A 26,433-nucleotide genomic window follows, 5' to 3' on the forward strand; every position below is an offset into this window, starting at 1 on the left:
GGAAAAGGCGAACGCACCGGAGGTGAAAGGAAGTTGAGGCGTCACGACCGGACGACTCCGTGACACACGGACACGCGCGCACCCTCACGGACAACTCACAGGCCACAGGGGGGACGCCCCACCCCCTGGACACTTTCTGAGGTTAGGCTAACCTACCTTCGAACCTGTCAGGCGGGCGCTCCCGCCCCGTGTCGAAAGCAGCCACACATGTCCAACGCCCGTGCCACCCACCTCACCCGTCGCGGCATCCTCGCCGCCGGCGGCGCCCTCGGCCTCGGTGCCGTTCTCGCCGCCTGCGGAGACGACGACTCGACCAGCAGTGGCTCGGCGGACGAGACGAAGGCGGCGACCGGCCCCTGGACGTTCAAGGACGACCGCGGCACGACGGTGAAGCTGGACAAGATACCGGCGAACATCGTCGCGTTCACCGGCGTCGCCGCCGCGCTCTTCGACTACGGCATCGAGGTCAAGGGCGTCTTCGGCCCGACCAAGACCGCGGACGGCAAGGCCGACGTCCAGGCCGGCGACATCGACATCAGCAAGGTGACGATCCTCGGCAACGAGTGGGGCCAGTTCAACATCGAGAAGTACGCGGCCCTCGCCCCCGACGTGCTGATCTCCACGCTCTTCGATGACGCGGGCACCCTCTGGTACGTCCCCGAGGAGTCCAAGGACAAGATCCTCAAGCTCGCCCCGAGCGTCGGCATCTCCGTCTACGACCGTCAGATGCCCGTCTCGCTGGAGCGCATGTACGAGCTCGCCGAGTCGCTCGGCGCGGATGTGAAGGCCGCGAAGGTCGTCGACGCGAAGAAGAAGTTCGAGACGGCCGCCGAGCGGCTGCGCGCCGCCGCCAAGGCGCACCCCGAGATCAAGGTGCTCGCCGGTTCCGCGAGCCAGGACATCTTCTACGTCTCCGGCTCGAACCTCTCCATCGACCTGGAGTACTTCAAGGCCCTCGGCGTGAACATCGTCGAGCCGGACCCCAAGGTCCTCAAGGCCAGCGGCGGCTGGTACGAGAGCCTGAGCTGGGAGAACGTCGACAAGTACCCGGCCGACCTCATCTTGATGGACGACCGCTCCGCGACCATCCAGCCGGCCGACATCACCGAGGCGACCTGGAAGAAGCTGCCCGCCGTCAAGGCCGGCCAGGTCATCTCCCGCTCCCCCGAGCCGATCATCTCGTACGACAAGTGCACCCCGCTTCTCGACAGCCTCGCCGAGGCCATCGAGACCGCCAAGAAGGTCGCCTGACCCTCACCACGCACCGACAGCCACGCGACAACGCACCCTGACCACACCTCAGGAGCACTCATGCCGACGGCCGTAGCCGCCCCGTTCCGTTTCTTCTCCCTCCAGGTCGTACGGACGAGGCGGCTCGGCCCGTCGCTGGCCCGGGTGACCTTCGCGGGCCCGGACCTGCGCGCGTTCGCCTCCGGCGGCCAGGACCAGAGCCTCTCCCTCTTCCTGCCGCACCCGGGCCAGTCCGAGCCCCGCGTCCCGATCGAGCTGGGGGACGGCTGGTGGCAGGGCTGGCGCGAACTCCCGGACGACGTACGGGCGGTGATGCGCTCGTACACGCTGCGGGCGGTGCGGCGCGAGCCCGACGAGATCGACATCGACTTCGTGCTGCACGGGGTGGAACCGGGGGCTGCGACACCCGCGGGCCCCGCCTCCCGCTGGGCGTACGAAGCGACTCCCGGGGATCGCGTCCTGCTACTCGGTCCGGCGATCGAGGACAACAGAGCGATCCGCTTCCGGCCGCCGGAGGACACCGACCTGGTGGTCATCTGGGCCGACGAGACCGCCGTGCCCGCTGCCTCCGCCATCCTCGAAGCACTCCCGGCCGGCACCCGCGCCCGGGCCTGGCTGGAGGTCGAGCACGCCGCCGACGTCCAGGACCTGGTGGTCGCCGCCGACGCGGACATCAGCTGGCTCGTACGCATGGACGGCTCCCCCATGGCCGTCGACGCCGTGCGAGCCGCCCAACTCCCGCCCACCGAACGGCCGTACGTCTGGATCGCGGGCGAGTCCGGTCAGGTGAAGGAGTTGCGGCGCCATCTCGTGCGCGAACGCGGGATCGACCGCAGACGCATCACCTTCGTCGGCTACTGGCGCCGCGGGCTCACCGAGGAGCAACTCCGCGAGCAGGAGTAACCCCCTCAAACCCTCAGCCACTCCTGCCCCGGAAGCAACCCGCGACCCTGGCTTGGGAGCAACCCGCGCCCTCAGCCACTTCCGGCCGGCCCGGGAGCCGCCGACACCCCCGACCCGCAGGATCAACCCCAACCCCCACCCCCGGACGAGGCGTTCGTCACCCATGGGACAGAAAGACGTCACCGGGACGGGCTGACACGATCGACTTAGGTTAGGCTAACCTAAGCTGAAGACGGAAGATCTGATTCCGCGTCTCATGTCCCGCCCGGACACTCCCCGCACGGAGGACCCCTCATGCGCTCGCACCTGCTCAACGACACGACCGCGGAGCGGTACCGCCGCTCCGCGACCGAAGGTATAGAGCGGGTGGCGGCCAAACTCGCCACCACCGACCGTCCGTTCACCGGCGTCACGGTCGACGCCCTCGCCCCCCGTATCGAGCAGATCGACCTGGACCGCCCGCTGCACGACACCACGGCGGCCCTCGACGAACTCGAAGAGGTCTACCTCCGGGACGCGATCTACTTCCACCACCCGCGCTACCTCGCGCACCTCAACTGCCCGGTAGTCATCCCGGCCGTGGTCGGCGAGGCGGTCCTCTCTGCCGTCAACTCCTCCCTGGACACCTGGGACCAGTCGGCCGGCGGCACCCTCATCGAGCGCAGGCTCATCGACTGGACCAACGAGCGCATCGGCCTCGGCCCGGCCGCCGACGGCGTGTTCACCTCCGGCGGCTCGCAGTCCAACCTCCAGGCGCTGCTGCTCGCCCGCGAGGAAGCCAAGCCGGGGCGGGACGGGTGGGAGTATCCGGACAGCCTCGCCAAACTGCGGATCTTCGCCTCCGAGGTCAGCCACTTCAGTGTCAAGAAGTCGGCCAAACTCCTGGGCCTGAGCGCGGACTCCGTGGTCTCGATCCCGGTCGACCACGACAAGCGCATGCAGACGGTGGCGCTCGCCCACGAACTGGAACGCTGCAAGAGCGCCGGTCTCGTCCCGATGGCCGTCGTCGCCACCGCCGGCACCACCGACTTCGGCTCCATCGACCCGCTGCCCGAAATCGCCGAGCTGTGCTCGCAGTTCGGTGCCTGGATGCACGTCGACGCCGCCTACGGCTGCGGGCTGCTCGCCTCCCTGAAGAACCGGGACCGCATCGACGGCATCGAGCGCGCCGACTCCGTCACCGTCGACTACCACAAGTCCTTCTTCCAGCCGGTGAGTTCGTCCGCCATCCTGGTCCGCGATGCCGCCACCCTGCGCCACGCCACCTATCACGCGGAGTACCTCAACCCGGCCCGCGCGGTGCAGGAACGTATCCCCAACCAGGTGGACAAGTCCCTCCAGACGACCCGCCGCTTCGACGCGCTCAAGCTGTGGATGACGCTCCGGGTGATGGGCGCCGACGGAATCGGCGAACTCTTCGACGAGGTCTGCGATCTGGCCGCCGAGGGCTGGAAACTGCTGGTCGCCGACCCGCGCTTCGACGTCGTGGTCGCGCCCTCCCTCTCCACCCTCGTCTTCCGCTACATCCCGGCGGCGGTCACCGATCCCTCCGAGATCGACCGCGCCAACCTGTACGCCCGCAAGGCCCTGTTCGCCTCCGGTGACGCCGTCGTCGCGGGGACGAAGGTCGGCGGGCGGCACTACCTGAAGTTCACCCTGCTCAATCCCGAGACCACGACGGACGACATCACCGCCGTACTCGATCTGATCGCCGGCCATGCCGAGCAGTACCTTGGAGAGTCTCTTGACCGCGCATCCTGAATCCGCGACCGCGCTTTCTGAATCCGCCGTGAAAACGCACGACTTCATCGGCATCGGACTGGGCCCCTTCAATCTCGGCCTCGCCTGCCTCACCGAGCCGATAGCCGAACTGGACGGCGTCTTCCTCGACTCCAAGCCCCACTTCGAGTGGCACTCCGGGATGTTCCTGGACGGCGCGCACCTCCAGACCCCGTTCATGTCGGACCTGGTCACCCTCGCCGATCCGACCTCCCCGTACTCCTTCCTCAACTACCTGAAGGAATCGGGCCGTCTGTACTCGTTCTACATCCGCGAGAACTTCTATCCGCTGCGGCTGGAGTACGACGACTACTGCCGCTGGGCGGCCTCGAAGCTCTCCAGCGTCCGCTTCGACACGACGGTCACCGAGGTGAGTTACGAGGACGAGGTGTACGTCGTCCGCACGCAGGCCGGTGAGGAGTTCCGCGCCCGGCATCTGGTCCTGGGCACGGGCACCCCGCCGTACACACCCGAGGCCTGCGCCGGACTCGGCGGCGACTTCATCCACAACTCCCGCTATGCGCAGCACAAGCAGGAGTTGCAGCGCAAGGAGTCGATCACGCTGGTCGGCAGCGGTCAGTCCGCCGCCGAGATCTACTACGACCTGCTGAGCGAGATCGACGTCCACGGCTACCAGCTCAACTGGGTCACCCGCTCCCCGCGCTTCTTCCCCCTCGAATACACCAAACTCACGCTGGAGATGACCTCCCCGGAGTACATCGACTACTTCCACGCGCTGCCCGAGCCGACCCGCTACCGCCTCCAGACGGAGCAGAAGGGGCTGTTCAAGGGCATCGACGGCGAGCTGATCGACTCGATCTTCGACCTGCTCTACCAGAAGAAGGTCGGCGGCCGTGGTCCGGTCCCGACCCGGCTGCTCACCAACTCCTCGCTGGACACGGCGACTTACCGGGACGGGACGTACACCCTCGGGCTGCGCCAGGAGGAGCAGGGCAAGGAGTACGAGCTGCGCTCCCAGGGGCTGATCCTCGCCACCGGCTACAAGTACACCGAGCCCGAGTTCCTCAAGCCGGTCCACGACCTGCTGCGCTACGACTCACGGGGCAACTTCGACGTGGCCCGCAACTACGCCATCGACACGACCGGGCGCGGAATCTTCCTCCAGAACGCCGGCGTCCACACGCACTCGATCACCTCGCCGGACCTCGGCATGGGCGCGTACCGCAACGCGTACATCATCCGCGAGCTGCTCGGCACCGAGTACTACCCGGTCGAGAAGACGATCGCGTTCCAGGAGTTCGCCGTATGAGCCGCCTCAGCCGCACAAGTCGTCACAGTCGTACGGGCCATATGACCGCCACCGACATCGGCACGTTCACCATCTGCGCCCTCGACCCCTTCAAGGACGCCGAGCTGCTGCACGGTTGGGTCACCCATCCCAAGTCCGCGTTCTGGATGATGCAGGACGCCAAACTCCAGGACGTGGAGCGGGAGTACATGGCCATCGCGGCCGCCGAGCACCACCACGCCTTCCTCGGCCTGCTGGACGGCGAACCCGTCTTCCTGATGGAGAGTTACGACCCCCGGTACGTCGAACTCGTCGGCCTGTACGAGCCCGAGCCCGGCGATGTCGGTATGCACTTCCTGGTCGCGCCGACGGACACCCCCGTGCACGGTTTCACCCGGGCCGTGATCACCGCCGTCATGGCGGAACTGTTCGCCGACCCGGCCACCCACCGGGTCGTCGTCGAGCCCGACGTGAGCAACAAGGCGGTGCACGCGCTCAACGAAGCCGTCGGTTTCGTCGCCGAGCGCGAGATCGACAAGCCCGAGAAGCGCGCGCTGCTGAGCTTCTGCACGCGTGCACAGTTCGACGCCGCGATACGAGAAGTAGGGAGTGTGGCGATATGACCCTGTCCGATGCCGTGGCGCACCTCTCCCCCGAGCGCTGGGACCGCGCCAACCGGCTGCTCGTCCGCAAAGCGCTCGCCGAGTTCGCACACGAACGCCTGATCACACCGGAGCCCGAGGGCGATGGCCATGGCGAGGCCGAGGGCCAGTACGTCGTCCGCAGCGACGACGGGCTGACCCGCTACCGCTTCACCGCCCGCCTCCGCGCGCTCGACCACTGGGGGGTCGACGCCGAGTCGATCACCCGCCACCGCGACGGCGCTGAACTCCCGCTCGCGGCCCTGGACTTCTTCATCGAGCTGAAGAAGACGCTCGGCCTGAGCGACGAGGTCCTGCCCGTCTATCTGGAGGAGATCTCCTCCACCCTCTCGGGCACCTGCTTCAAGCTCACCAAGCCGCAGATCTCGGTCGCCGAGCTCGCCAGGAGCGGCTTCCAGGAGATCGAGACCGGCATGACGGAGGGCCACCCCTGCTTCGTCGCCAACAACGGGCGGCTCGGCTTCGGCGTGCACGACTATCTGTCGTACGCCCCCGAGACCGCGAGCCCGGTCCGGCTGGTGTGGCTGGCCGCGCACCGCTCACGGGCGGCGTTCACAGCGGGCGTGGGCATCGAGTACGAGCCGTTCCTGCGCGAGGAGTTGGGCGCGGAGACCGTCGAGCGGTTCGGGAAAATCCTCGCCGAACAGGGCCTCGACGCCGACGACTACCTCCTCATCCCCGTCCACCCCTGGCAGTGGTGGAACAAGCTGTCGGTGACGTTCGCGGCCGAGGTCGCCCAGCGGCACCTCGTCTGCCTCGGTGAGGGCGACGACGAGTACCTGGCCCAGCAGTCGATCCGGACGTTCTTCAACAAGTCGCACCCCGAGAAGCACTACGTCAAAACGGCGCTCTCGGTCCTCAACATGGGCTTCATGCGCGGGCTTTCGGCCGCGTACATGGAGGCGACCCCGGCGATCAACGACTGGCTCGCCCAACTCGTCGAGAACGACCCGGTGTTGAGGTCGACCGGTCTCTCGGTCATCCGCGAGCGGGCCGCCGTCGGCTACCGCCACCTGGAGTACGAGGCCGCCACCGACCGCTACTCCCCGTACCGCAAGATGCTGGCCGCCCTATGGCGCGAGAGCCCGGTGCCCGCCCTCCAGGACGGCGAGACCCTGGCGACGATGGCCTCGCTCGCCCATGTCGACCACGAGGGCAAATCCTTCGCGGGCGCGCTGATCGAGCGGTCGGGGCTGAACCCCGTGGAGTGGCTGCGCCGCTATCTGCACGCCTACTTCACCCCGCTGCTGCACAGCTTCTACGCCTACGACCTGGTGTACATGCCGCACGGCGAGAACGTCATCCTGGTCCTCAAGGACGGCGTCGTACAGCGCGCGGTCTACAAGGACATCGCCGAGGAGATCGCCGTCCTGGACCCACAGGCGGTACTGCCGCCGGCTGTGGAGCGGATCCGGGTCGAGGTCCCCGAGGAGAAGAAGCTCCTGTCGATCTTCACGGACGTCTTCGACTGCTTCTTCCGCTTCCTGGCGGCGGATCTGGACGCCGAGGGCATCCTCGACGAGGACCTCTTCTGGCGGACGGTAGCCGAGTCGGTGCGCGCCTACCAGAACGCGAACCCCGAACTCGCCGACAAGTTCCGGCAGTACGACATGTTCGCGCCGGAGTTCGCGCTGTCCTGCCTCAACCGTCTCCAGCTGCGCAACAACAAGCAGATGGTGGACCTCGCCGACCCGTCCGGAGCACTCCAGCTCGTCGGCAACCTGAAGAACCCGATCGCGGGTCTCTGAGACGGGCGGGGCTCAGGACACAGCGGTCCCTCCTGAGCCCCGCCTCTGCACTCAACTACTCGGTCGACCAGGGAACTTGGGGTGACCTGTAGTAGCCGATCCCCAGTGCGTCCCAGCGCGGCGCCTGCGCCGCGAGCCGCACCTTGTAGGTGTCCCAGTCGTGCGTGGACGCGGGCGACCAGCCGAGCTCGGCCGCACCGGGCAGCCGCGGGAACGCCATGTAGTCGATGTTCGCCGAGGTCACCAGGGTCTCGCTCCACAGCGGCGCCTCGACACCCTTGACCGCCGAACTGGGTACTCCTGGAATGTAGTTGCCGGGATCCCAGTCGTACGCCCGCTGCACCTCCACATAGCCCGCCCAGGTCAGCCCCAGCGGGGTGTCCTTGGTGTACTTCATGTCGAGGTAGGCCCGGTCCGCCGGGGACAGGATCACCCCGGCGCCGTTCCGCGCCGCCGCCGCGACCTCCTCCTTCTCCGCCGGGTTGGTGCCGTCGAGACCCCAGTACTGGACCAGGGCCCCGGGCGCCGGAGATGCCCCGGCGAGCTGATGCCAACCGATCACCGTCTTGCCGTACTTGGCGACGATGGGCTGCACCCGGTCCATGAAGGCCTGGAAGTCGGCGTGCGGCGTGGAGTGGGCCTCGTCGCCGCCGATGTGGATGTACTTGCCCGGAGTGATCGCCGCCAGCTCACGGATCACGTCGTCCGCGAAGTCGTACGTGACGTCCTTCGCCACACACAGCGAACTGAAGCCGACACCCGTGCCGGTGTAGAGCGGCGGGGCGACCCCGTCGCAGTTCAGTTCGGCGTACGAGGCGAGCGCGGCGTTGGTGTGCCCCGGCATGTCGATCTCGGGGATGACCTCCAGGTGGCGCGAGGAGGCGTACCGGACGATCTCCTTGTACTGGGCCTTGGTGTAGTAACCGCCCTGTCCCCCGCCGACCTGCGTCGAGCCGCCGTAGCCGGCGAGCTGCGGCCAGGAGTCGATGGCGATGCGCCAGCCCTGGTCGTCGCTGAGGTGCAGATGCAGCTTGTTGACCTTGTAGAGCGCGACCTCGTCGATGAAGCGCTTGACCTGGTCGACGGTGAAGAAGTGCCGGGCCACGTCGAGCATCGCGCCACGGTAGGCGTAGCGCGGGCTGTCCTCGATGGTGCCGCCCGCGACGAACCAGGGGCCGGGCTGCGTGGAGTCCTTCTCCACGGAGGCCGGGAGGAGTTGGCGCAGGGTCTGTACGCCGTGGAAGAGGCCGGCCGGCGCGGCGGCGGTGATGGTGATGCCGGACCTGCCGCTGTCGAGGCGGTAGCCCTCGGCGCCCAACTCCTCTGCTCCCAGCCGGAGTTGGATGCCGCCTTCGCCGTGCGCCGACGGTGTGACCGGCAGCCGGTAGCCGGTGGAGGGCCGCAGGACGTCCGCGAGGTACTCGCCGACCTTGCGGACCTCGCGCGAGTCGTCCACGCGGATGCGGGTGTCGCCGGTGATGCGGTACGGGGTGCCGTGTGCGTCGACCGAGGCGGGGGCGGGGATCACCTGTCCGAGCGGCGTGACGGTCCGCTCGGCCGCGGGGGGTGCCGCGCCGACGACGGAGATGGACGCGGCCGCCACAAGCAGCAGCGTACTGAGAAGACGGGGCGTTCTGTGCTGTCTCACAAGCGCTCCCTTCTAATGGGTATAGACCACTCTCCCGTACGGCCGGTGAAACAATCCCCGGTATGGCGGAAATCATCCAGAAGGACGGCACCTGGATCTTCGACGGTGACGTGCTGCGCCTGACTCCCGGGCGCGACAGGAACGTCAGCCTGCTCCGCAGGACTTTGGCTGAACTGACCGTCCCGCTCGGCGCGTTGGCGGGCATCTCCTTCGAACAGGGCAAGAAGACAGGGCGGCTGCGGCTCAGACTGCGCGACGGCGCCGACCCCCTGCTCCAGGCGACCGGAGGCAAGCTCACCGAGCCGAACGACCCGTACCAGCTCACCGTCGAATCCGACCGTTACGGCGTCGCCGAGTACCTCGTGGACGAGGTCCGCAACGCACTGCTTCTGGACGAGGTCCCGTCCGGTCCCGTCGACGCCTATCTGCTGCCGGGCCCTGCCCTGCCCCTGTCCGTCTCCGCCGGGGACGGCACCGCGAGCTTCGACGGCGAACACGTACGCCTGGAGTGGAACTGGAAGACGGAGGACGCGAAGGCCGCCGCCGGGGGCCGGTCGCTGGCCCTGGGGGACATCACCGGCGTCGAATGGCATCCGTCGGCCGGGCTGGAGAACGGGTGCCTGCGCTTCACCGTGCGCGGCGCGGAGACGAAGGCGCCGCCCAAGTACGACCCCAACTCGGTGGAGTTGTGGGGCTTCAAGAAGGATCCGCTGATGGCGCTGGTCGCGGCGGCGGTGCAGGTGCGGTTGCCGCACCCTTCGTCGGTGCAGCTCGTGAAGGAGGTGACTCCGACCCCGGAGCCCGCCGCCGAGGCCGATCATGACGCCCTGCTGCGGCGGTTGCGCGAGCTCGGCGAGCTGCACAAGTCGGGCGTCCTGACGGACGAGGAGTTCGCGATGGCCAAGCAGGCGGTCCTCAAACGGATGTGAGGACCGCCTGCCGGAGGATGTACGCCCCGCCTTCCAGGCGTACGAACACTTGTCTGCGGGCCGGATGTTGCCGGCCGTGCCCCTGAAGGCGCTTACTTCACCCGGCGCGCCACCGTGAAGTTGTCGATCTCCGCGCCCGTCTCGGCGATGCCCCGCACCTTCAGCGTGGCCAGCCGGCCCTTCGCCGCCGGCGTCACATCCACGCGCAGGAACGAGTAGTTGAGGTAGCGCACGCGGGACCAGGCGACCGTCTCGGCCACGTGGACGTTGCCCTCCTCGGCGACGAAGGAGGCCACGGAGTCGACGTCCTTCACATGGCCCTCGTAGGACTCGCCGGCGCTGAACGCGTACAGGCTGCGGCCGGCCGCGCCCGCGGTGGCGTACACGACACCGTCGGTCTCCGGGTAGGCGGTGCCGCCGATCGGCAGTTCCTTGGTGACCTTGTTGCCCTTGATGACGTCGGTGCGCTCGTAGACGTGGTTGTGGCCGTTGATCACCAGGTCGACGGTGTACTTGTCGAAGAGCGGCACCCACTCCCGGCGTACGCCGCCCTCGGAGGCGTGCGAGGTCGAGGTGCAGTACGCGCAGTGGTGGAAGAAGACCACGATGAAGTCGATGCCGGCGGCGGCCCGGTACTTCTTGAGCTGGGCCTCCAGCCACTTGGTCTGGGTGCCGCCGGAGATGCCGAGGTTGGCCGGGATCTCCAGGGAGATGTCGTTGGCGTCCAGCGAGATGATCGCCGTGTTGCCGTGCGTGAAGGAGTACACGCCGGGCAGGTTCTTCTTGTCGGGCCCGTTGTCCGGCAGCTGCCAGCGGGCCTCTTCGCCGCCGTAGCCGTTGGGCGAGTACCAGGCCTCCATGTCGTGGTTGCCGTACGCCACCATCCACGGCACCGACTTGGCGACCGACTCGGTCTGCGCGAGGAACTGGTCCCAGATGCGTGAGTCGAAGCCCGTGTCGGTGGTCTGGCCGGCGCCCGTCGGGTCGGCGTAGCAGATGTCGCCCGCGTGCAGGTGGAAGGCCGGGTTCTGGCCGAGGATCAGCGCGTCGTTGGCGAGGCCGTGATAGCTGACGCCCTGGTCGCCGAAGGCCGTGAAGGTGAACGGCTCGGACTTGGAGGGCGCCGTGGTGAAGGTGCCGAGGGTGCCCGCGAGGTGCGCGGACGCCGGGTCGAAGCCGTCGTGACCGACGCCGTAGTAGTACGTCTGGCCGGGGCGCAGGTGGGTGAGCTGTGCGTGCAGGTAGTACTGCGTGTGGTCCGCGCTCGCGCCGACGCCGGCCGGGGTGTAGAGGCTGCGCACCTCGGCCGAGATCTTGCGGGAGAGGTCCCAGGGGTGGGCGCCGATGCGGATGTACGGCTTGCTGACGGCGGCCGGGACCTGCCAGGAGACCGTCATCTCGCTCTTCGGGTCGGCGCCGTAGGCGAGGTGACGGCCGAAGGGGGCGACGAGCGCCCCGTCGACCTTCGTGGTGCTGGTGCTGATGCTGGTGCTCTGCGTCGGTACGGCGGCCTGTGCGACCGCACCCGGCACAAAGGCGCCGCCCGCGACGGCGCCCAGGGTCACGGCGCCACCTCTGATCATCGTGCGGCGGGAGAACTTGGCGCGGAGATATTCGTGCTGCTCCGCCATGCTCATGCGCGCAGCGAGCTTCTCCGGTACGCCCATGCGAGGAGTGTCCATGGCTCAAAAAGGTGCCCCGGGCAGTCATCGCTGCGCAGGACACAGCATGAACAGGCCCCAAACAGCCTCCCATAAGAGTTTCAACAGCCACTTGCCCGATATCGGGCAGGATTCTTGCGATTGCCAGCGCTTTACCTCAGGATCGACGGGTGCACGACGAACTTGTTGATCATCTGACGCGCTCTTCACCCCTCAACCGGGGCGAGGCGCTGCGTGTGGTCCAGGACGTGCTCGCCTACTTCGACGAGACGACCGAGGAGTACGTCCGTCGCCGCCACCGCGAACTCCAGGCGCAGGGCCTGGTGAACGCGTCGATCTTCGAACGGATCGAGGCGGACCTGAAATACCGCGCGGTCGCGCCGCCGGAGCTCACGCTCAGGCAGCTCCGCCGCATCGTCTACGGCTAGGAAGCGTCATCTATGTGCGGAATCGTCGGATACATCGGCAGGCGTGACGTCGCTCCCCTCCTCCTTGAGGGCCTCCAGCGGCTGGAGTACCGCGGCTACGACTCGGCGGGCATCGTCGTCACGACGCCCAAGACGGCCGGCCTGAAGATGGTCAAGGCCAAGGGCCGGGTGCGCGATCTGGAGGCCAAGGTCCCCAAGCGCTTCGCCGGCACCACCGGTATCGCCCACACCCGCTGGGCCACCCACGGCGCCCCTTCCGACGTGAACGCCCATCCGCACCTGTCGGCCGACGGCAAGGTCGCCGTCGTCCACAACGGCATCATCGACAACGCCTCCGACCTGCGGAAGAAGCTGGAAGCCGACGGCGTCGAGTTCCTCTCCGAGACCGACACCGAGGTCCTCACCCACCTCATCGCCCGCTCGCAGGCCGAGAAGCTGGAGGACCGGGTCCGCGACGCGCTGCGCGTGATCGAGGGCACGTACGGCATCGCGGTCCTGCACGCCGATTTCCCCGAGCGCATCGTGGTGGCCCGGAACGGCTCCCCGGTCGTCCTCGGCATCGGCGAGAAGGAGATGTTCGTCGCCTCGGACATCGCCGCCCTGGTCACCCACACCCGCCAGATAGTGACCCTGGACGACGGCGAGATGGCCACCCTCAAGGCCGACGACTTCCGCACGTACACCACCGAGGGCACCCGTACGACGTCCGAGCCGACCACCGTCGAGTGGGAGGCCGCCTCCTACGACATGGGCGGCCACGACACGTACATGCACAAGGAGATCTTCGAGCAGGCCGAGGCCGTGGACCGGGTGCTGCGCGGCCGCATCGACGACCGCTTCTCCACCGTGCATCTCGGCGGCCTGAACCTGGACGCCCGCGAGGCGCGCCAGATCCGCCGGGTGAAGATCCTCGGCTGCGGCACCTCGTACCACGCGGGCATGATCGGCGCCCAGATGATCGAGGAGCTGGCCCGCATCCCCGCGGACGCCGAGCCGGCCTCGGAGTTCCGCTACCGCAACGCCGTGGTCGACCCCGACACGCTGTACGTCGCGGTCTCCCAGTCCGGTGAGACGTACGACGTCCTCGCCGCCGTCCAGGAGCTGAAGCGCAAGGGCGCGCGGGTGCTGGGCGTGGTGAACGTGGTGGGCAGCGCCATCGCCCGCGAGGCCGACGGCGGTATGTACGTCCACGCGGGCCCCGAGGTCTGCGTGGTGTCGACCAAGTGCTTCACCAACACCACGGTCGCCTTCGCGCTGCTCGCGCTGCACCTGGGCCGCACCCGCGACCTGTCGGTGCGCGACGGCAAGCGGATCATCGACGGCTTGCGCAGGCTGCCCGGCCAGATCGCCGAGATCCTCGACCGGGAGGACGAGATCAAGAAGCTGGCCGAGCAGTACGCCGAGGCCCGCTCGATGCTCTTCATCGGCCGTGTCCGGGGCTACCCGGTGGCCCGCGAGGCCTCCCTGAAGCTCAAGGAGGTCTCGTACATCCACGCCGAGGCCTACCCGGCCTCCGAGCTGAAGCACGGCCCGCTGGCGCTCATCGAGCCCGCCCTGCCGACGGTCGCCATCGTCCCCGACGACGACCTCCTGGAGAAGAACCGCGCCGCCCTGGAGGAGATCAAGGCCCGCAGCGGCAGGATCCTCGCGGTCGCCCACCAGGAGCAGGAGAAGGCCGACCAGACGATCGTCGTCCCGAAGAACGAGGACGAGCTGGACCCCATCCTCATGGGCATCCCCCTCCAACTCCTCGCCTACCACACGGCCTTGGCCCTGGGCCGGGACATCGACAAGCCGCGGAACCTGGCCAAATCGGTGACGGTGGAGTAATTGTCCACGAAGTAACCGAAGCGATAATTGAGGAACCCCCACGGCGAGCAACCACTTCCGCGAGAGCGGCGCCGGTTCAGGCGCAAAGAACGGGTCCCTGTGCGCGCCACCCGCACACAGGGGCCCGTTCTTTGGTGAGCCGGGGTCGCCCATTACCCCAGCTCGCGCCGGCTTCAGCCGGTGGCCGTCACCCCCCGGCCGGCGGCGCGTCGAGGAAGTGCAGTGGGCCAGTGGGCGAGCGCAGCCGTGGCCGAGTACCAGGCCACCGCGCCCGCGGCGACCGCGAACCAGCCGCCGGCCTTGGCGAGCCCCGCGCTGTCGCCGAACTGCCCGATGGCGAGCAGGAGTAGGGCCACGAAGAGCAGGGCGTACGTGCCCCGAGTGAGCGCCGGTGCACCCGACGACGCGGCGGTCAGGCTGAGGGCGACGAGGGCGAACAGCAGCAGGAAGAGACCCGCCGCGTTGGCGGAGACTGTCGCGTCGGCCGAGACACCCCAGGTGAACCAGAGCGCGCCGAGCGCGGAGAACGCCGTACCGGTGAAGGCGTCATGGTCGCGGAAGGCGAACAGCCCCGCGACGAAGAGCGCGATGCCACCGACATAGGTGGCGAGGGAGACGGAGTCGGCTGCCGTCACGCCGTCGATGACCTCGGTGTGACCGAGACCGAAGGCCAACAGGGTTAGTCCGAGCGCGAGTTGGCCGAGGATGGAAGTGGTGTTTCCCGCGGAGACGTCATTGTCCACGGCGGGCTCCCTTCGTGCATGTGCGGTTGTGCGGTGACCGATATATGCCCTTCACAAGCGCACAAACACATCTACGCGCGAGTAGATTTGCACGGCTTTCCACGCAACGGGGAAAGGGGGGCTGCCCGCGCCCCCGGCTCATCTCACCTGGGACAACGGCGAGTTGCGGAACGGCAACGACAGGATTTGCCCGGCGCTCAGGGGATGACGACGACCGGCCGCTGCGCGCGCTTGGCGAGCCGGCCCGCGACCGAGCCGAAGATGCGCCCGACGATGCCGTGCGTGGAGCCGACGACGATCGCGTCCGCCTCGTACTCCCGTCCCACCTCTTCGAGTTCGTGGCAGATGTCGCCGCCGCGCTCGACAAGGATCCACGGGACTTCGGCCAGATACTCGGCACAGGCGAGTTCGAGGCCGAGCAACTCGGTGCGGTGGTCCGGCACATCGACGAAGACCGGGGGCTCGCAGCCCGCCCACACCGTGGTGGGCAGCCGGTTGGCGACGTGGACGATGATCAGCCCGGAACCGGAGCGGTGGGCCATGCCGATCGCGTAAGCGAGGGCACGCTCGCTGGACGTCGAGCCGTCGAAACCGACGACGACGCCGTGCTTGAAGGCGGGGTCGCAGGACTGGCGGAGTTCTTCCGCCGCCAGAGGCTCGGCCGCCGTGGGATCGGCGAGCGGGCGCTGGCGGTCCGCGGGATCGAAGTATTCGTGACCGGCCATGGGTATCTCGGCGTTTGGATCCTCGTGGTGGGACGACGACAACGTGCGGCAGAGCTGTGTCCGGGAATCATCTTCCCAACCCCATACCCGCAAGGGTACGGCGGCACTCCTCCTCTGCCCAGATCCCGCGTGCGCTACGCGGTGTTCATCGGAGCATGCATGAGGAGGCTCCCGTAACGCAATGGTTGCTGCCCTGTACAGGCGGTTTCCACAGGATTCACCCAAGCATGCCGCACAGTGACCTGCCGGTCGGCCACGCGTTGAACCTTTCGGCCGCCGCCAGGGGGAGCAATGGAGCACCAGGTACGTACGAGGGAGCACACTGTGCCCGGACCCGAGACCTCGTCCCGCCCGTCCTCCCGGGCGCACGCCTCGGCACCAGCCGCCTCCGACACGGCGAGCGATGTGGTCCGCTGGGCGGCCTTCAGCTGTGTGTTGGTCCCCGTGGTCCTCGTCTGGTACGGCACCTCACTCGCCGGCGCGGCCGGTACGGCGCTGGGCCTGGCGGCCGTGACCGCGGCCTGCCGGGTGCTGTTGCGTCAGTCCGAGCGGGGCGCGGCGCAACTGCTCGCCCAGGAGCACGCCCCGGCACGTGGGCGGCACGGCGGGCACGGGGTTCCGGCCTCCCGTGGAGTGACGGTCCCGGACGCGGTTCCGGCCTCCCGTGGCGCGGAGGGTCTGGGCGCCCCGCACGGCAGGGGTGGCGTGGGGGCGCGCAGGGGCGGTCGGCACGGTGGGGGAAACAGGCCGGTCGACTGACCGGTTTACGCGCACGCGCCCGCTTCTTTTCAGCCAACTTCTGCGTATGGCTCGTTCCGTGGTCGAACGACCCCCAACCCCCCGTCCGACCTGCGCTGAAAGGACCGCAGAGGCCTCGCGCACCCTACGTGGATTGGCCACTGGCACGAGGCGTACTTCCCTGCACGGCCCACGAGTGCAACGCTTCGTGATCGAATGCTTCACGCCAAGTTGCCTTGTCGACATTCTGTTGAGTATCGAACTGGTCACCTTGGCGCCACGGGACACAGTAGATTCGATCTTGACGTCTTACGGCGGGGGACTCGTGCAGGACCGAGGGGAAACGTGCAGGAGCGACACAACCGAGGAGCCGCGACCACCGAGGGGGGCTTAGCAGGATGAGCCACGACTCCACTGCCGCGCCGGAAGCCGCGGCCCGGAAACTTTCCGGGCGACGCCGCAAGGAGATCGTCGCGGTGCTGCTGTTCAGCGGCGGCCCCATCTTCGAGAGTTCCATACCGCTGTCGGTGTTCGGGATTGACCGCCAGGACGCCGGCGTACCGCGCTATCGCCTTTTGGTGAGCGCGGGCGAGGAAGGCCCGCTGCGGACCACAGGGGGCCTGGAACTCACCGCGCCACATGGCCTGGAAGCGATCTCGCGGGCAGGCACGGTGGTCGTGCCCGCCTGGCGGTCGATCACCTCGCCGCCACCGGAGGAGGCGCTCGACGCACTGCGCCGAGCGCACGAGGAGGGCGCCCGCATAGTCGGGCTGTGCACCGGCGCCTTCGTGCTGGCCGCGGCGGGTCTGCTGGACGGCCGTCCGGCGACCACCCACTGGATGTACGCGCCGACGCTCGCCAAGCGCTATCCGTCCGTCCACGTCGACCCACGAGAACTCTTCGTGGACGACGGAGACGTACTGACATCGGCGGGTACGGCGGCCGGAATCGACCTCTGTCTGCACATCGTGCGGACGGACCACGGCAACGAAGCGGCCGGTGCGCTGGCCCGTCGTCTGGTGGTTCCCCCGCGTCGCAGCGGCGGCCAGGAGCGCTACCTCGACCGGTCACTGCCGGAGGAGATCGGCGCCGACCCCCTCGCGGAGGTCGTCGCCTGGGCGCTGGAGCATCTGCACGAGCAGTTCGACGTGGAGACGCTGGCGGCACGTGCGTACATGAGCCGGCGGACCTTCGACCGCCGTTTCCGGTCGCTCACCGGGAGCGCTCCCCTGCAGTGGCTGATCACTCAGCGGGTGCTCCAGGCGCAGCGTCTCCTGGAGACGTCGGACTACTCGGTCGACGAGGTGGCGGGCCGTTGCGGCTTCCGTTCGCCGGTCGCGTTGCGGGGTCACTTCCGGCGCCAGCTCGGCTCGTCGCCGGCTGCGTACCGGGCCGCGTACCGGGCCCGTCGGCCGCAGTCCGCCGACCGGCCCTCGGATACGGACGGCGCGGGCCCGGTGGGACCGCCACCGGCCATCCATCAGGAGAGCTCGGTTCCGTCGCAGACCCGCCGTACGGCGGCCGCGGGCGTCGTCGGTGCGTCGGCGTCCATGTCGACGGACTCGGGCAAGGTGGGCGCGGAGCTGTACGCGGCGGGGCGGGCGAGCCTTCCGGGGCAGCGCAGCGTCCAGTAGTTCCCACCATTTCCACCATTCGCGCCGTTTCAACGGGCGGGGGCCCTCGGGTCCCCGCCCGTGCCGCACGCACGGGCGGTTCACCCGGGCGTGGTGGGCCGTAGGGTGAGGCACATGAACGATCGCATGGTGTGGATCGACTGCGAGATGACCGGTCTCTCGCTGTCGGATGACGCGCTCATCGAGGTGGCCGCGCTGGTCACCGACTCTGAGCTGAACGTACTCGGTGACGGCGTGGACATCGTGATCAAGCCGCCGGACAGGGCGCTGGAGACGATGCCGGACGTGGTGCGGACCATGCACACGAAGTCCGGTCTCCTCACCGAGCTGGACGCGGGCACGACCTTGGCGGACGCCGAGGCACAGGTCCTCGCCTACGTACGTGAGCACGTCAAGGAACCGGGCAAGGCCCCGCTGTGCGGAAACTCGGTGGGCACGGACCGGGGGTTCCTCCTCCGCGACATGCAGACCCTGGAGGAGTACCTCCACTACCGCATCGTGGATGTCTCCTCCGTCAAGGAGCTGGCCCGCCGCTGGTATCCGCGGGCGTACTTCAACAGCCCGGACAAGAACGGCAACCACCGCGCGCTGGCGGACATCCGCGAGTCGATCGCCGAGCTCCGCTACTACCGCGAGGCGATCTTCGTCCCGCAGCCAGGCCCCGACTCGGAGACCGCCCGCGCCATCGCCGCGAAGCACGTCCTGCCCGTCGAATAGGACCGGCCAGACCCTTCGCTTCGCAACCGGACCGACCTTTGTCGGGGCCCTGCTGGGCCCCCACAAAAGCCGGGCGCGAGCACCCCTTCGGACCCTGTACACTTTTTCTCGGCCGGTCGGAGAAACCCAGACCGGGCATGGTGGGTGTAGCTCAGCTGGTAGAGCACCTGGTTGTGGTCCAGGATGCCGCGGGTTCAAGTCCCGTCACTCACCCTGATTGATCAAGGCCCGACCTGGAAACAGGCCGGGCCTTGTTCGTGTTCGCCCCCGCCTTACCGTCGGCTCGGCCATGGGCGTCACCCCCTGCCCGAGCCACCCGCCTCGCGCCACGCGTCGGCGAAGCGGTGGACGTTCTCGAAGCGGGCGTCCGGGTCGGGTTCGGTGGCGAGTTCGATCACCGCCAACTGCTGGGGTGTGCCTCGCCAGGCGCGTTCCTCGTCGCCGGCGTCGAGGAGGAGCCGGGCCGCGCGGCCCAGGGTGAACACGGTCGTACGGGTGTCGATGACGGCCCCGCGTACGAACTCCTCGGGCGCCATGAACCGCCGGGAGCCCGGCAGCCGGTCCTCCTCGACCACGAAGGGACCCGGCCGGTACTCGTCGAGGTCGACCAGGTGGGTCACATCCCCCTCGAAGTCGTAGAGCAGCGCGCCGTCGTAGAAGTCGACCGCGATCTGGCCGGCGGACTCGACCGCGAGGTGCGCGTCGAGGACCCGGTCGAAGGCGCGGAGGACGCGGTCGGTCGGGAGGGCGCGGAAGCGGGCCATCGGGCCGGCCGGGTTCGTACGGTCCCGCGGTCCGTCGAGCGTGGGGTGGTACAGCACCTCGCCGTCCCGCCAGGGCATCACCACCGCCCAGCTCTGCCGTACGGCGATCCGGTGGACCTGCGGCACGATGGCCCGGTGCCGCACCGCGCGGTGGAACGCCCAGCCGCGCTCCAGTGACCGCCGCGCGTCGTCGGTGACCGCCTCCTTGACGAACCAGCGTGCGCCGTCGAGCAGTTGCACCCCGTAGGAGACGCACCCCGAGTCCTGCTCGCGGTACGCCTTGAACACCTCTCCCACTCTGCCCAGATAGGGCTCCACAGCAGGCACTTCTTCGACTCCGAGCAGGGGATGCAGAACCATGGGGCCACCCTGCCTCACCGAAGCGCGCCCGCGCTGCACTTCGGTGACGGCGACGGGCAACCGGCCCAGCCGGCGTCGGCGTCACGCGGACGCCCGGACCACCAGCTCCGTGGGCAGGACGACCTGTCGCTTCGCCAGCTCCCGGGACGCCGCCGGGCGGCGGTCCGCGATCTCGTCGAGGAGGAGGCCGATCATCGCGCGGCCCATCAGTTCGATGGGCTGGCGCACGCTGGTGAGAGGGGGGTCCATGTGGCGGGCGATGGCGGAGTCGTCGTACCCGACGAGGGCCACGTCGTCCGGTATACGGCGGCCCTGCTCGCGCAGGACCTGGCGGGCGCCGGCGGCCATGACGTCCGAGCCGGCGAAGACCGCGTCGAGGGAGGGGCAGCGGGAGAGGAGCTCCGTCATCGCACGGCGGCCGCCCTCCTCGGTGAAGTCGCCGGGGACGATCAGGTGGTCGTCGGGCTCCCGGCCGGCCTCGCGCAGGCCCTCGCGGTAGCCGTCGACGCGGCGCTGGGCGCCGTAGACGTCCAGCCGGCCGGCGAGGTGGACTATCGTGCGGCGCCCCTGGGCGATCAGGTGCTCGACGGCCGCGCGGCTCCCGCCGTAGTTGTCCGAGTCGACGGACGGCAGGATCTCCTCCGCCGAGCGGCGGCCGCTGATCACCGCCGGGATCCCCAGCTGGGAGAGGAGATCGGGCAGCGGGTCGTCCGCGTGCACCGAGACCAGCAGGACGCCGTCCACCCGGTGGGCGGCGAGGTACTGGGCCAGGCGCTGGCGCTTCCGGTCGCTGCCCGCGAAGATCAGCAGGAGCTGCATCTCGGTGTCGGACAGCGCCGCTCCGACCCCCCGCAGCATGTCCGAGAAGTACGGCTCCGCGAAGAAGCGGGTCTCGGGCTCGGGGACGACGAGGGCGATCGCGTCGGTGCGGTTGGCCGCGAGGGCGCGGGCCGCCGTGTTGGGGACGTAGCCGAGCTCCGCGACCGCCGCCTCGACGGCCGCGCGGGTCGCGTCGCTGACCCGTGGGGAGCCGTTGATCACCCGGGACACCGTCCCGCGGCCCACCCCGGCTCGCGCGGCGACCTCCTCGAGGGTCGGCCGGCCGCCGCTCCGGCCCCGCGCTCCGTGGCCTGCCATCGTGGTCGCCTCCCGTCACACCGCGGATCACTCCGCGACTGGTCTGGAATCTAACAGCCCTGTTCATGAACCCGGGCCGGGCATGGGCGCCGCCGGCGCCACGGCCCGTCCAGGGAACCCCACTTCGGCACGTTTTCGTTCGTCCCGTCGACGTTCGCTAACAGGCGGATAACTGAACGCGGTTCTCCGCGTCCGCTCCCTTGACACCCCTGCGCGAACCGACGACTCTTCAACACATCACTTGTGGGAGCGCTCCCACGGTACCTGACACATACACATCCCGCACGTTCCCCGCCCGAGCCGCAGCGTGAACAAACGGGCCCAACAATGCAGTTGGCCGGGGGGTCGGCACGTCAGGGCAACAGGAGGACGCAATGCGAGCACGTAACGGAACCGCCCGCAGGGTGGTCGTCCTCGCGACGATCGCGTCGCTGGGCGCCGGGCTGCTGGCCGGCTGTGCCGACGACGGCAAGGACGAGGACTCGAACTCGTCGGCAGGTGATGGCGGCGGCAAGACCAAGATCACGCTCGGCCTCTTCGGCACCGCGGGCTTCGAGGAATCCGGCCTGTACACGGAGTACGAGAAGCTCCACCCGGACATCGACATCCAGCAGACCGTAGTGGAGCGCAACGAGAACTACTACCCCGCGCTCATCAACCACCTCACCACCGGCAGCGGCCTCCAGGACATCCAGATGGTCGAAGTCGGCAACATCGCCGAGATCGTCGGGACCCAGGCGACCAAGCTGCTCGACCTGTCGAAGTACGGCAAGGAGAGCGACTACCTCGACTGGAAATGGAAGCAGGCCACCACCAAGGACGGGCAGACGATCGGGGTCGGCACGGACATCGGTCCGATGGCCATCTGCTACCGCAAGGACCTGTTCGAGGCGGCCGGTCTGCCCAGCGAGCGCGAGGAGGTCGGCAAGCTGTGGACGGGCAGCTGGGACAAGTTCGTGGACGTCGGCAAGCAGTACCAGGCCAAGGCACCCAAGGGCACCACCTTCCTGGACTCCCCCGGCGGTCTGCTCCAGGCGATCCTCAGCGGTGAGACCGAGCGGTTCTACGACTCCGCGGGCGAGGTCATCTACAAGACGAACCCGGCCGTGAAGTCGGCGTTCGACCTCACCGCGCAGGCCGCCGAGGACGGACTGATCGGCAACCAGACGCAGTTCCAGCCTGCCTGGGACACGACGATCGCCAACAGCAAGTTCGCCGCGATGTCCTGCCCGCCGTGGATGCTCGGTTACATCAAGGGCAAGTCGAAGGCCGACGCGGCCGGCAAGTGGGAGATCGCCCAGGCGCCCAAGTCCGGCAACTGGGGCGGCTCCTTCCTCGCCGTTCCCAAGGCCGGCAAGAACACCGAGGAGGCCGCGAAGCTGGCCGCCTGGCTGACGGCGCCCGCGCAGCAGGCCAAGCTCTTCGCCGTGCAGGGCAGCTTCCCGAGCACCCCTGCGGCGTACGACTCGGCCGCGGTGAAGGACGCCAAGAACGACATGACCGGTACGGCGCCGATCGGCACGATCTTCGCCGAGGCCGCCAAGAACATCCCGGTCCAGACGATCGGCCCGAAGGACCAGATCATCCAGCAGGGGCTGACGGACAACGGCGTCGTCTTGGTGACTCAGGGCAAGTCTCCTGAGGAGGCTTGGGCCAACGCCACCAAGACCATCGACAACAACCTGGAGAATTGAACCCTCCCCCAGCCGGAGCGAGGGGATTCCTGGCTCACGCTGCTCGACCGCTCAGCGAGCGATCAAGTCCTACGCGATCAACACCAGCCGGGTTGGAACCAGCCCGGTCTACCACGACACCAAGGATCCAGCCGCATGCTTGGTTCTCGCAACGCATCTGGCACCGTTCACCCAATCGTGTGGACGGCACCCGGCCTCCGATCTGAAGGCCGCCACCGCCTCGGAGACATCCGGTGACCGGAATCTCGCCCCGGCACGACACCGCCGCGCCCCCCGAGCAGGAGGGGGGCGCGGCCCCGGCCGACCGGACCCCGTCAACTGCGCCCGCGGAACGGGACGTTCGACGCCGGGCCCGGCTCTCCCGCCGATGGCAGCGGGACATGCGCTGGAGCCCGTATGCCTTCGTCTCGCCGTTCTTCCTGCTCTTCCTCGCCTTCGGCCTCTTCCCGCTGATCTACACCGGCTGGGCCTCGCTGCACACGGTGGAGCTGACGGCGCCCACCGACATGGACTGGGTGGGCCTGCGCAACTACACGCGGATCTTCGACGACGACTTCTTCTGGAACGCGGCGAAGAACACCCTGACCATCGGGATCATCTCCACCGTCCCGCAGCTGATGATGGCGATGGGCCTCGCCCACATCCTCAACTACAGGCTGCGCGGCTCGACTTTCTACCGGGTCGCGATGCTCGCGCCGTACGCCACCTCGATCGCTGCCGCCTCGCTCGTGTTCGTGCTGCTCTTCGGCCGCGACTACGGAATGATCAACTGGGCGCTGAACGCCGTCGGGTTCGACCACATCGACTGGCAGAACGACAAGTGGCCCTCGCAGATAGCCGTTTCGACGATCATCATCTGGCGCTGGACCGGCTACAACGCGCTGATCTATCTGGCGGCGATGCAGGCCATCCCGCAGGACCTGTACGAGTCGGCGGCCCTGGACGGCGCCTCGCGCTGGAAGCAGTTCCTGCACGTCACCCTGCCGTCGCTGCGTCCGACGATCCTGTTCACCGTCGTCGTCTCGACGATCGGGGCGAGCCAGGTATTCGGCGAGCCGCTCCTCTTCGACGCCAACAAGGGTGCGTCGGGCGGCGCCCAGCACCAGTTCCAGACGCTCGGCCTCTATCTGTACGAGCAGGGCTGGGTGAACCAGCACCTGGGCCGGGCCTCCGCCATCGCCTGGACCATGTTCTTGATCCTCATCGTGATCGGGATCGTGAACTACGTCATCTCGCGCCGGCTGCGCGCCAGTAGTGAGGAGTACAGGCCGTGACGACGACACTGACGCCCCCAACCGACCCTGTGAAGGAACCGCCCAAACGCACCCGGCGCCCCAAGTCGGCCCGTGCGGGCGGGCAGTTGCACGGCGGCCCGATCGCGTACGCCGTGCTCGTGCTGTTCACCATCGGCTCGCTCTTCCCGCTGGTGTGGACGGCGATCGCCGCCTCGCGCGACAACCAGCGGCTGGCGCAGACGCCTCCGCCGTTCTGGTTCGGCTCGGGCCTTTTCGACAAGCTCGAACTCGCCTGGAAGGACGCCAATCTGGGCGAGGCGATGCTCAACACCACGATCGTGTCCGGGATTTCGGCGGTCACCGTCGTCGTCCTTTCCACGATCGCCGGGTTCGCCTTCGCCAAGCTGCGCTTCAGGGGCCGTAACGCCATGATGCTGATCATCATCGGCACCATGATGATCCCGCCCCAACTCAGCGTGATCCCGCTGTACATGATGGTCGCCAAGCTCGACTGGACCGACCAGCTCCAGGCGGTGATCTTTCCGTCGCTCGTGAGCGCCTTCGGTGTCTTCTTCATGCGGCAGTACCTGATCCAGGCGCTGCCGAACGAGCTGATCGAGGCGGCCCGGGTGGACGGCGCGAGCAGCTGGCGGGTGATCTGGCACGTGGTGTTCCCGGCGGCGCGGCCCGCGATGGCCGTGCTCGGCATGCTCATCTTCGTGCAGACGTGGAACGACTTCCTGTGGCCGTTCCTCGTCCTGACCCAGATGGGCAACCCGACCGTGCAGGTCGCGGTCGCGGGGCTCGGCCGCGGCTTCACCCCCGACCAGTCCCTGATCATGGCCGGCGCGCTGCTCGGCACCCTGCCGCTCCTGCTGGTCTTCGCGCTCTTCGGCAAGCAGATCGTGGGCGGCATCATGCAGGGCGCCGTCAAGGGCTGACACTCTTGTGGGGCCGAGCCACCGCCGTCTCGGCCCCTTTTCCCCTTCCCCTGAATTCTTTTCGTCGGCCTCCACGACCCCCTATGGGAGCGCTTCCATGCCTGAGCCCCTGACGCCCGTGACCTTTCCTCCCGCCTTCCTCTGGGGCGCGGCGACATCCGCGTACCAGATCGAGGGAGCGGTACGGGAGGACGGCCGCACGCCCTCGATCTGGGACACCTTCAGCCATACGCCGGGCAGGACGGCGGGCGGCGATACCGGTGACGTGGCCGTCGACCACTATCACCGCTACCGCGACGACGTGGCCCTGATGGCGGACCTGGGCCTGACCGCGTACCGCTTCTCGGTCTCCTGGTCCCGGGTGCAGCCGACGGGCCGCGGCCCCGCGGTCCAGCGCGGCCTGGACTTCTACCGCCGCCTGGTGGACGAGCTGCTCGCGCACGGCATCAAACCGGCCGTCACCCTCTACCACTGGGACCTCCCGCAGGAGCTGGAGGACGCGGGCGGCTGGCCCGCGCGCGACACCGCGCTGCGCTTCGCCGAGTACGCGCAGATCGTGGGCGACGCGCTGGGCGACCGCGTGGAGCAGTGGATCACCCTCAACGAGCCCTGGTGCACCGCCTTTCTGGGGTACGGCTCCGGTGTGCACGCTCCGGGCCGCACGGACCCGGCGGCATCCCTGAAGGCCGCACACCACCTGAACCTGGCGCATGGCCTGGGCACTTCGGCCCTGCGCGCCGTGATGCCCCACCGCAACACGATCGCGGTGAGCCTCAACTCCTCGGTCGTCAGGCCGGTTTCACAGGACCCGGCGGACCTGTCGGCGGCGCGCCGCATCGACGACCTCGCCAACGGTGTCTTCCACGGGCCGATACTGCACGGCGCGTACCCACAGAGCCTGCTCGCGTCGACGGCGTCGATCACGGACTGGTCGTACGTCCTTGACGGCGATCTCGCCCTGATCAAACAGCCGTTGGACGCGCTCGGCCTCAACTACTACACGCCGACGCTTGTTTCGGCCGCGACGACCGAGTCGGACGGTCCGCGAGCCGACGGGCACGGCACGAGCGCGCACTCCCCCTGGCCGGGTGCGGACGCCGTCGCCTTCCACCAGACGCCGGGCGAGCGTACGGGGATGGGCTGGACGATCGACCCGAGCGGCCTGCACGACCTGATCATGCGCTACGCCCGTGAGGCCCCCGGCCTGCCCCTCTACATCACCGAGAACGGCGCCGCCTACGACGACAAGCCGGACCCCGACGGCCGCGTCCACGACCCCGAGCGGATCGCTTACCTGCACGGTCACCTGTCGGCCGTACGCCACGCGATCACCGACGGCGCCGACGTCCGCGGCTACTACCTCTGGTCCCTGATGGACAACTTCGAGTGGGCGTACGGCTACGGGAAACGCTTCGGGGCGGTGTACGTGGACTACGCGACGTTGGCGCGTACGCCGAAGTCGAGTGCGCGGTGGTACGGGGAGGCGGCGCGGACGGGGGTGCTGCCGGGGGTGGGCGTCGACTAGGCGATCGCCCGGGGAGAGCCGGGGGGGGAACGGGGGTAGCGGGGGACGGGGCGCGGCGCTGTGAGGGGAGTGCCGCGCCCCATGGTTGTTGGGGGCGCGTACCTGTCTGGGCGGGGTCCGGGGCGCGCGCCC

Annotated in this window: 22 protein-coding genes and 1 tRNA gene; 17 read left to right on the forward strand and 6 right to left on the reverse strand. The window is 68.7% G+C overall.

Features of this window, described 5'->3' with window-relative positions; translation table 11 throughout:
* Positions 1-207: 207 nt before the first annotated feature.
* The 6 genes from ACFVKT_RS18820 (at position 208) to ACFVKT_RS18845 (ending at position 7,592) form a co-directional block, all read left to right on the forward strand.
* Complete coding sequence (locus tag ACFVKT_RS18820) at positions 208-1,251, forward strand: ABC transporter substrate-binding protein (RefSeq protein WP_385732782.1); 1,044 nt, start codon at positions 208-210, stop codon at positions 1,249-1,251.
* Between the two features lie 60 nt (positions 1,252-1,311).
* On the forward strand, positions 1,312-2,154 hold the full coding sequence (locus tag ACFVKT_RS18825; RefSeq protein WP_385732784.1) for a siderophore-interacting protein: 843 nt from the start codon (positions 1,312-1,314) through the stop codon (positions 2,152-2,154).
* Between the two features lie 294 nt (positions 2,155-2,448).
* Positions 2,449-3,915, forward strand: a complete 1,467-nt coding sequence (desA, locus tag ACFVKT_RS18830) for a lysine decarboxylase DesA (RefSeq protein ID WP_385732786.1) — start codon at positions 2,449-2,451, stop codon at positions 3,913-3,915.
* Positions 3,872-5,203 carry a lysine N(6)-hydroxylase/L-ornithine N(5)-oxygenase family protein gene (locus tag ACFVKT_RS18835; protein WP_385732788.1) on the forward strand — a complete coding sequence of 444 codons (1,332 nt, stop codon included), beginning with the start codon at positions 3,872-3,874 and terminating at the stop codon, positions 5,201-5,203. Before desA ends, ACFVKT_RS18835 begins: the two co-directional genes overlap by 44 nt.
* A gap of 41 nt (positions 5,204-5,244) precedes the next feature.
* Entirely contained in the window at positions 5,245-5,805 is a 561-nt protein-coding gene (locus ACFVKT_RS18840; RefSeq protein WP_385733185.1) for a GNAT family N-acetyltransferase, read from the forward strand.
* Positions 5,802-7,592, forward strand: coding sequence for an IucA/IucC family protein (locus tag ACFVKT_RS18845; RefSeq protein ID WP_385732790.1), 1,791 nt, complete (start codon positions 5,802-5,804; stop codon positions 7,590-7,592). The genes ACFVKT_RS18840 and ACFVKT_RS18845 overlap by 4 nt, the downstream gene beginning before the upstream one ends.
* Positions 7,593-7,647: 55 nt before the next feature.
* Here the strand turns inward: ACFVKT_RS18845 and ACFVKT_RS18850 are convergent, their stop codons facing one another.
* Complete coding sequence (locus ACFVKT_RS18850) at positions 7,648-9,240, reverse strand: beta-N-acetylhexosaminidase (protein ID WP_385732791.1); 1,593 nt, start codon at positions 9,238-9,240, stop codon at positions 7,648-7,650.
* Positions 9,241-9,302: 62 nt separating this feature from the next.
* Between ACFVKT_RS18850 and ACFVKT_RS18855 the strand changes: the two genes are divergently transcribed.
* Entirely contained in the window at positions 9,303-10,169 is an 867-nt protein-coding gene (locus ACFVKT_RS18855) for a DUF4429 domain-containing protein (protein WP_385732793.1), read from the forward strand.
* A 92-nt stretch (positions 10,170-10,261) separates the two neighbouring features.
* On the opposite strand, the gene ACFVKT_RS18860 is transcribed toward ACFVKT_RS18855, so the two are convergent.
* Positions 10,262-11,836 (reverse strand): purple acid phosphatase family protein, encoded by a 1,575-nt coding sequence (locus ACFVKT_RS18860; protein ID WP_385733186.1) that lies wholly within the window; start codon positions 11,834-11,836, stop codon positions 10,262-10,264.
* Positions 11,837-12,000: 164 nt separating this feature from the next.
* On the opposite strand from ACFVKT_RS18860, the gene ACFVKT_RS18865 reads away from it, so the two are divergent.
* Together ACFVKT_RS18865 and glmS are read left to right on the forward strand one after the other, a co-directional pair.
* Positions 12,001-12,258, forward strand: a complete 258-nt coding sequence (locus ACFVKT_RS18865) for a hypothetical protein (protein ID WP_266461726.1) — start codon at positions 12,001-12,003, stop codon at positions 12,256-12,258.
* A gap of 12 nt (positions 12,259-12,270) precedes the next feature.
* Positions 12,271-14,088, forward strand: coding sequence for a glutamine--fructose-6-phosphate transaminase (isomerizing) (glmS, locus tag ACFVKT_RS18870; protein WP_385732795.1), 1,818 nt, complete (start codon positions 12,271-12,273; stop codon positions 14,086-14,088).
* A 173-nt stretch (positions 14,089-14,261) separates the two neighbouring features.
* Here the strand turns inward: glmS and ACFVKT_RS18875 are convergent, their stop codons facing one another.
* Together ACFVKT_RS18875 and ACFVKT_RS18880 are read right to left on the reverse strand one after the other, a co-directional pair.
* Complete coding sequence (locus ACFVKT_RS18875; RefSeq protein ID WP_385732797.1) at positions 14,262-14,831, reverse strand: GPR1/FUN34/YaaH family transporter; 570 nt, start codon at positions 14,829-14,831, stop codon at positions 14,262-14,264.
* 197 nt (positions 14,832-15,028) lie between these two features.
* Positions 15,029-15,556 (reverse strand): universal stress protein, encoded by a 528-nt coding sequence (locus ACFVKT_RS18880; protein WP_365436699.1) that lies wholly within the window; start codon positions 15,554-15,556, stop codon positions 15,029-15,031.
* 324 nt (positions 15,557-15,880) lie between these two features.
* On the opposite strand from ACFVKT_RS18880, the gene ACFVKT_RS18885 reads away from it, so the two are divergent.
* The 4 genes from ACFVKT_RS18885 to ACFVKT_RS18900 all read left to right on the forward strand — a co-directional run bounded on the left by ACFVKT_RS18885 (position 15,881) and on the right by ACFVKT_RS18900 (position 18,858).
* Positions 15,881-16,315 carry a hypothetical protein gene (locus ACFVKT_RS18885; RefSeq protein ID WP_385732799.1) on the forward strand — a complete coding sequence of 145 codons (435 nt, stop codon included), beginning with the start codon at positions 15,881-15,883 and terminating at the stop codon, positions 16,313-16,315.
* Positions 16,316-16,692: 377 nt separating this feature from the next.
* Positions 16,693-17,928 (forward strand): helix-turn-helix domain-containing protein, encoded by a 1,236-nt coding sequence (locus ACFVKT_RS18890; protein ID WP_385732801.1) that lies wholly within the window; start codon positions 16,693-16,695, stop codon positions 17,926-17,928.
* Between the two features lie 114 nt (positions 17,929-18,042).
* On the forward strand, positions 18,043-18,645 hold the full coding sequence (gene orn, locus ACFVKT_RS18895; protein ID WP_385732803.1) for an oligoribonuclease: 603 nt from the start codon (positions 18,043-18,045) through the stop codon (positions 18,643-18,645).
* Between the two features lie 140 nt (positions 18,646-18,785).
* Positions 18,786-18,858: transfer RNA gene (locus tag ACFVKT_RS18900), tRNA-His, on the forward strand.
* 83 nt (positions 18,859-18,941) lie between these two features.
* Here ACFVKT_RS18900 and ACFVKT_RS18905 read toward each other — a convergent pair.
* Complete coding sequence (locus ACFVKT_RS18905) at positions 18,942-19,769, reverse strand: serine/threonine protein kinase (RefSeq protein WP_385732806.1); 828 nt, start codon at positions 19,767-19,769, stop codon at positions 18,942-18,944.
* Positions 19,770-19,850: 81 nt separating this feature from the next.
* Positions 19,851-20,906: a LacI family DNA-binding transcriptional regulator gene (locus ACFVKT_RS18910; protein WP_385732808.1), complete on the reverse strand. Its 1,056-nt coding sequence runs from the start codon at positions 20,904-20,906 to the stop codon at positions 19,851-19,853.
* 374 nt (positions 20,907-21,280) lie between these two features.
* Here ACFVKT_RS18910 and ACFVKT_RS18915 point away from each other — a divergent pair, with 374 nt between their 5' ends.
* The 4 genes from ACFVKT_RS18915 (at position 21,281) to ACFVKT_RS18930 (ending at position 26,301) form a co-directional block, all read left to right on the forward strand.
* Positions 21,281-22,600 carry an extracellular solute-binding protein gene (locus ACFVKT_RS18915; protein WP_385732810.1) on the forward strand — a complete coding sequence of 440 codons (1,320 nt, stop codon included), beginning with the start codon at positions 21,281-21,283 and terminating at the stop codon, positions 22,598-22,600.
* 242 nt (positions 22,601-22,842) lie between these two features.
* A complete protein-coding gene (locus ACFVKT_RS18920) occupies positions 22,843-23,874 on the forward strand; it encodes a carbohydrate ABC transporter permease (RefSeq protein ID WP_385733188.1) in 1,032 nt (343 codons plus the stop codon).
* Positions 23,871-24,776: a carbohydrate ABC transporter permease gene (locus tag ACFVKT_RS18925; RefSeq protein ID WP_385732812.1), complete on the forward strand. Its 906-nt coding sequence runs from the start codon at positions 23,871-23,873 to the stop codon at positions 24,774-24,776. The genes ACFVKT_RS18920 and ACFVKT_RS18925 overlap by 4 nt, the downstream gene beginning before the upstream one ends.
* A 97-nt stretch (positions 24,777-24,873) precedes the next feature.
* Entirely contained in the window at positions 24,874-26,301 is a 1,428-nt protein-coding gene (locus ACFVKT_RS18930; RefSeq protein WP_385732814.1) for a GH1 family beta-glucosidase, read from the forward strand.
* The last annotated feature ends 132 nt before the right edge of the window (positions 26,302-26,433 follow it).

The sequence above is a fragment of the Streptomyces sp. NPDC127595 genome (assembly GCF_042671685.1).
GTDB lineage: Bacteria > Actinomycetota > Actinomycetes > Streptomycetales > Streptomycetaceae > Streptomyces.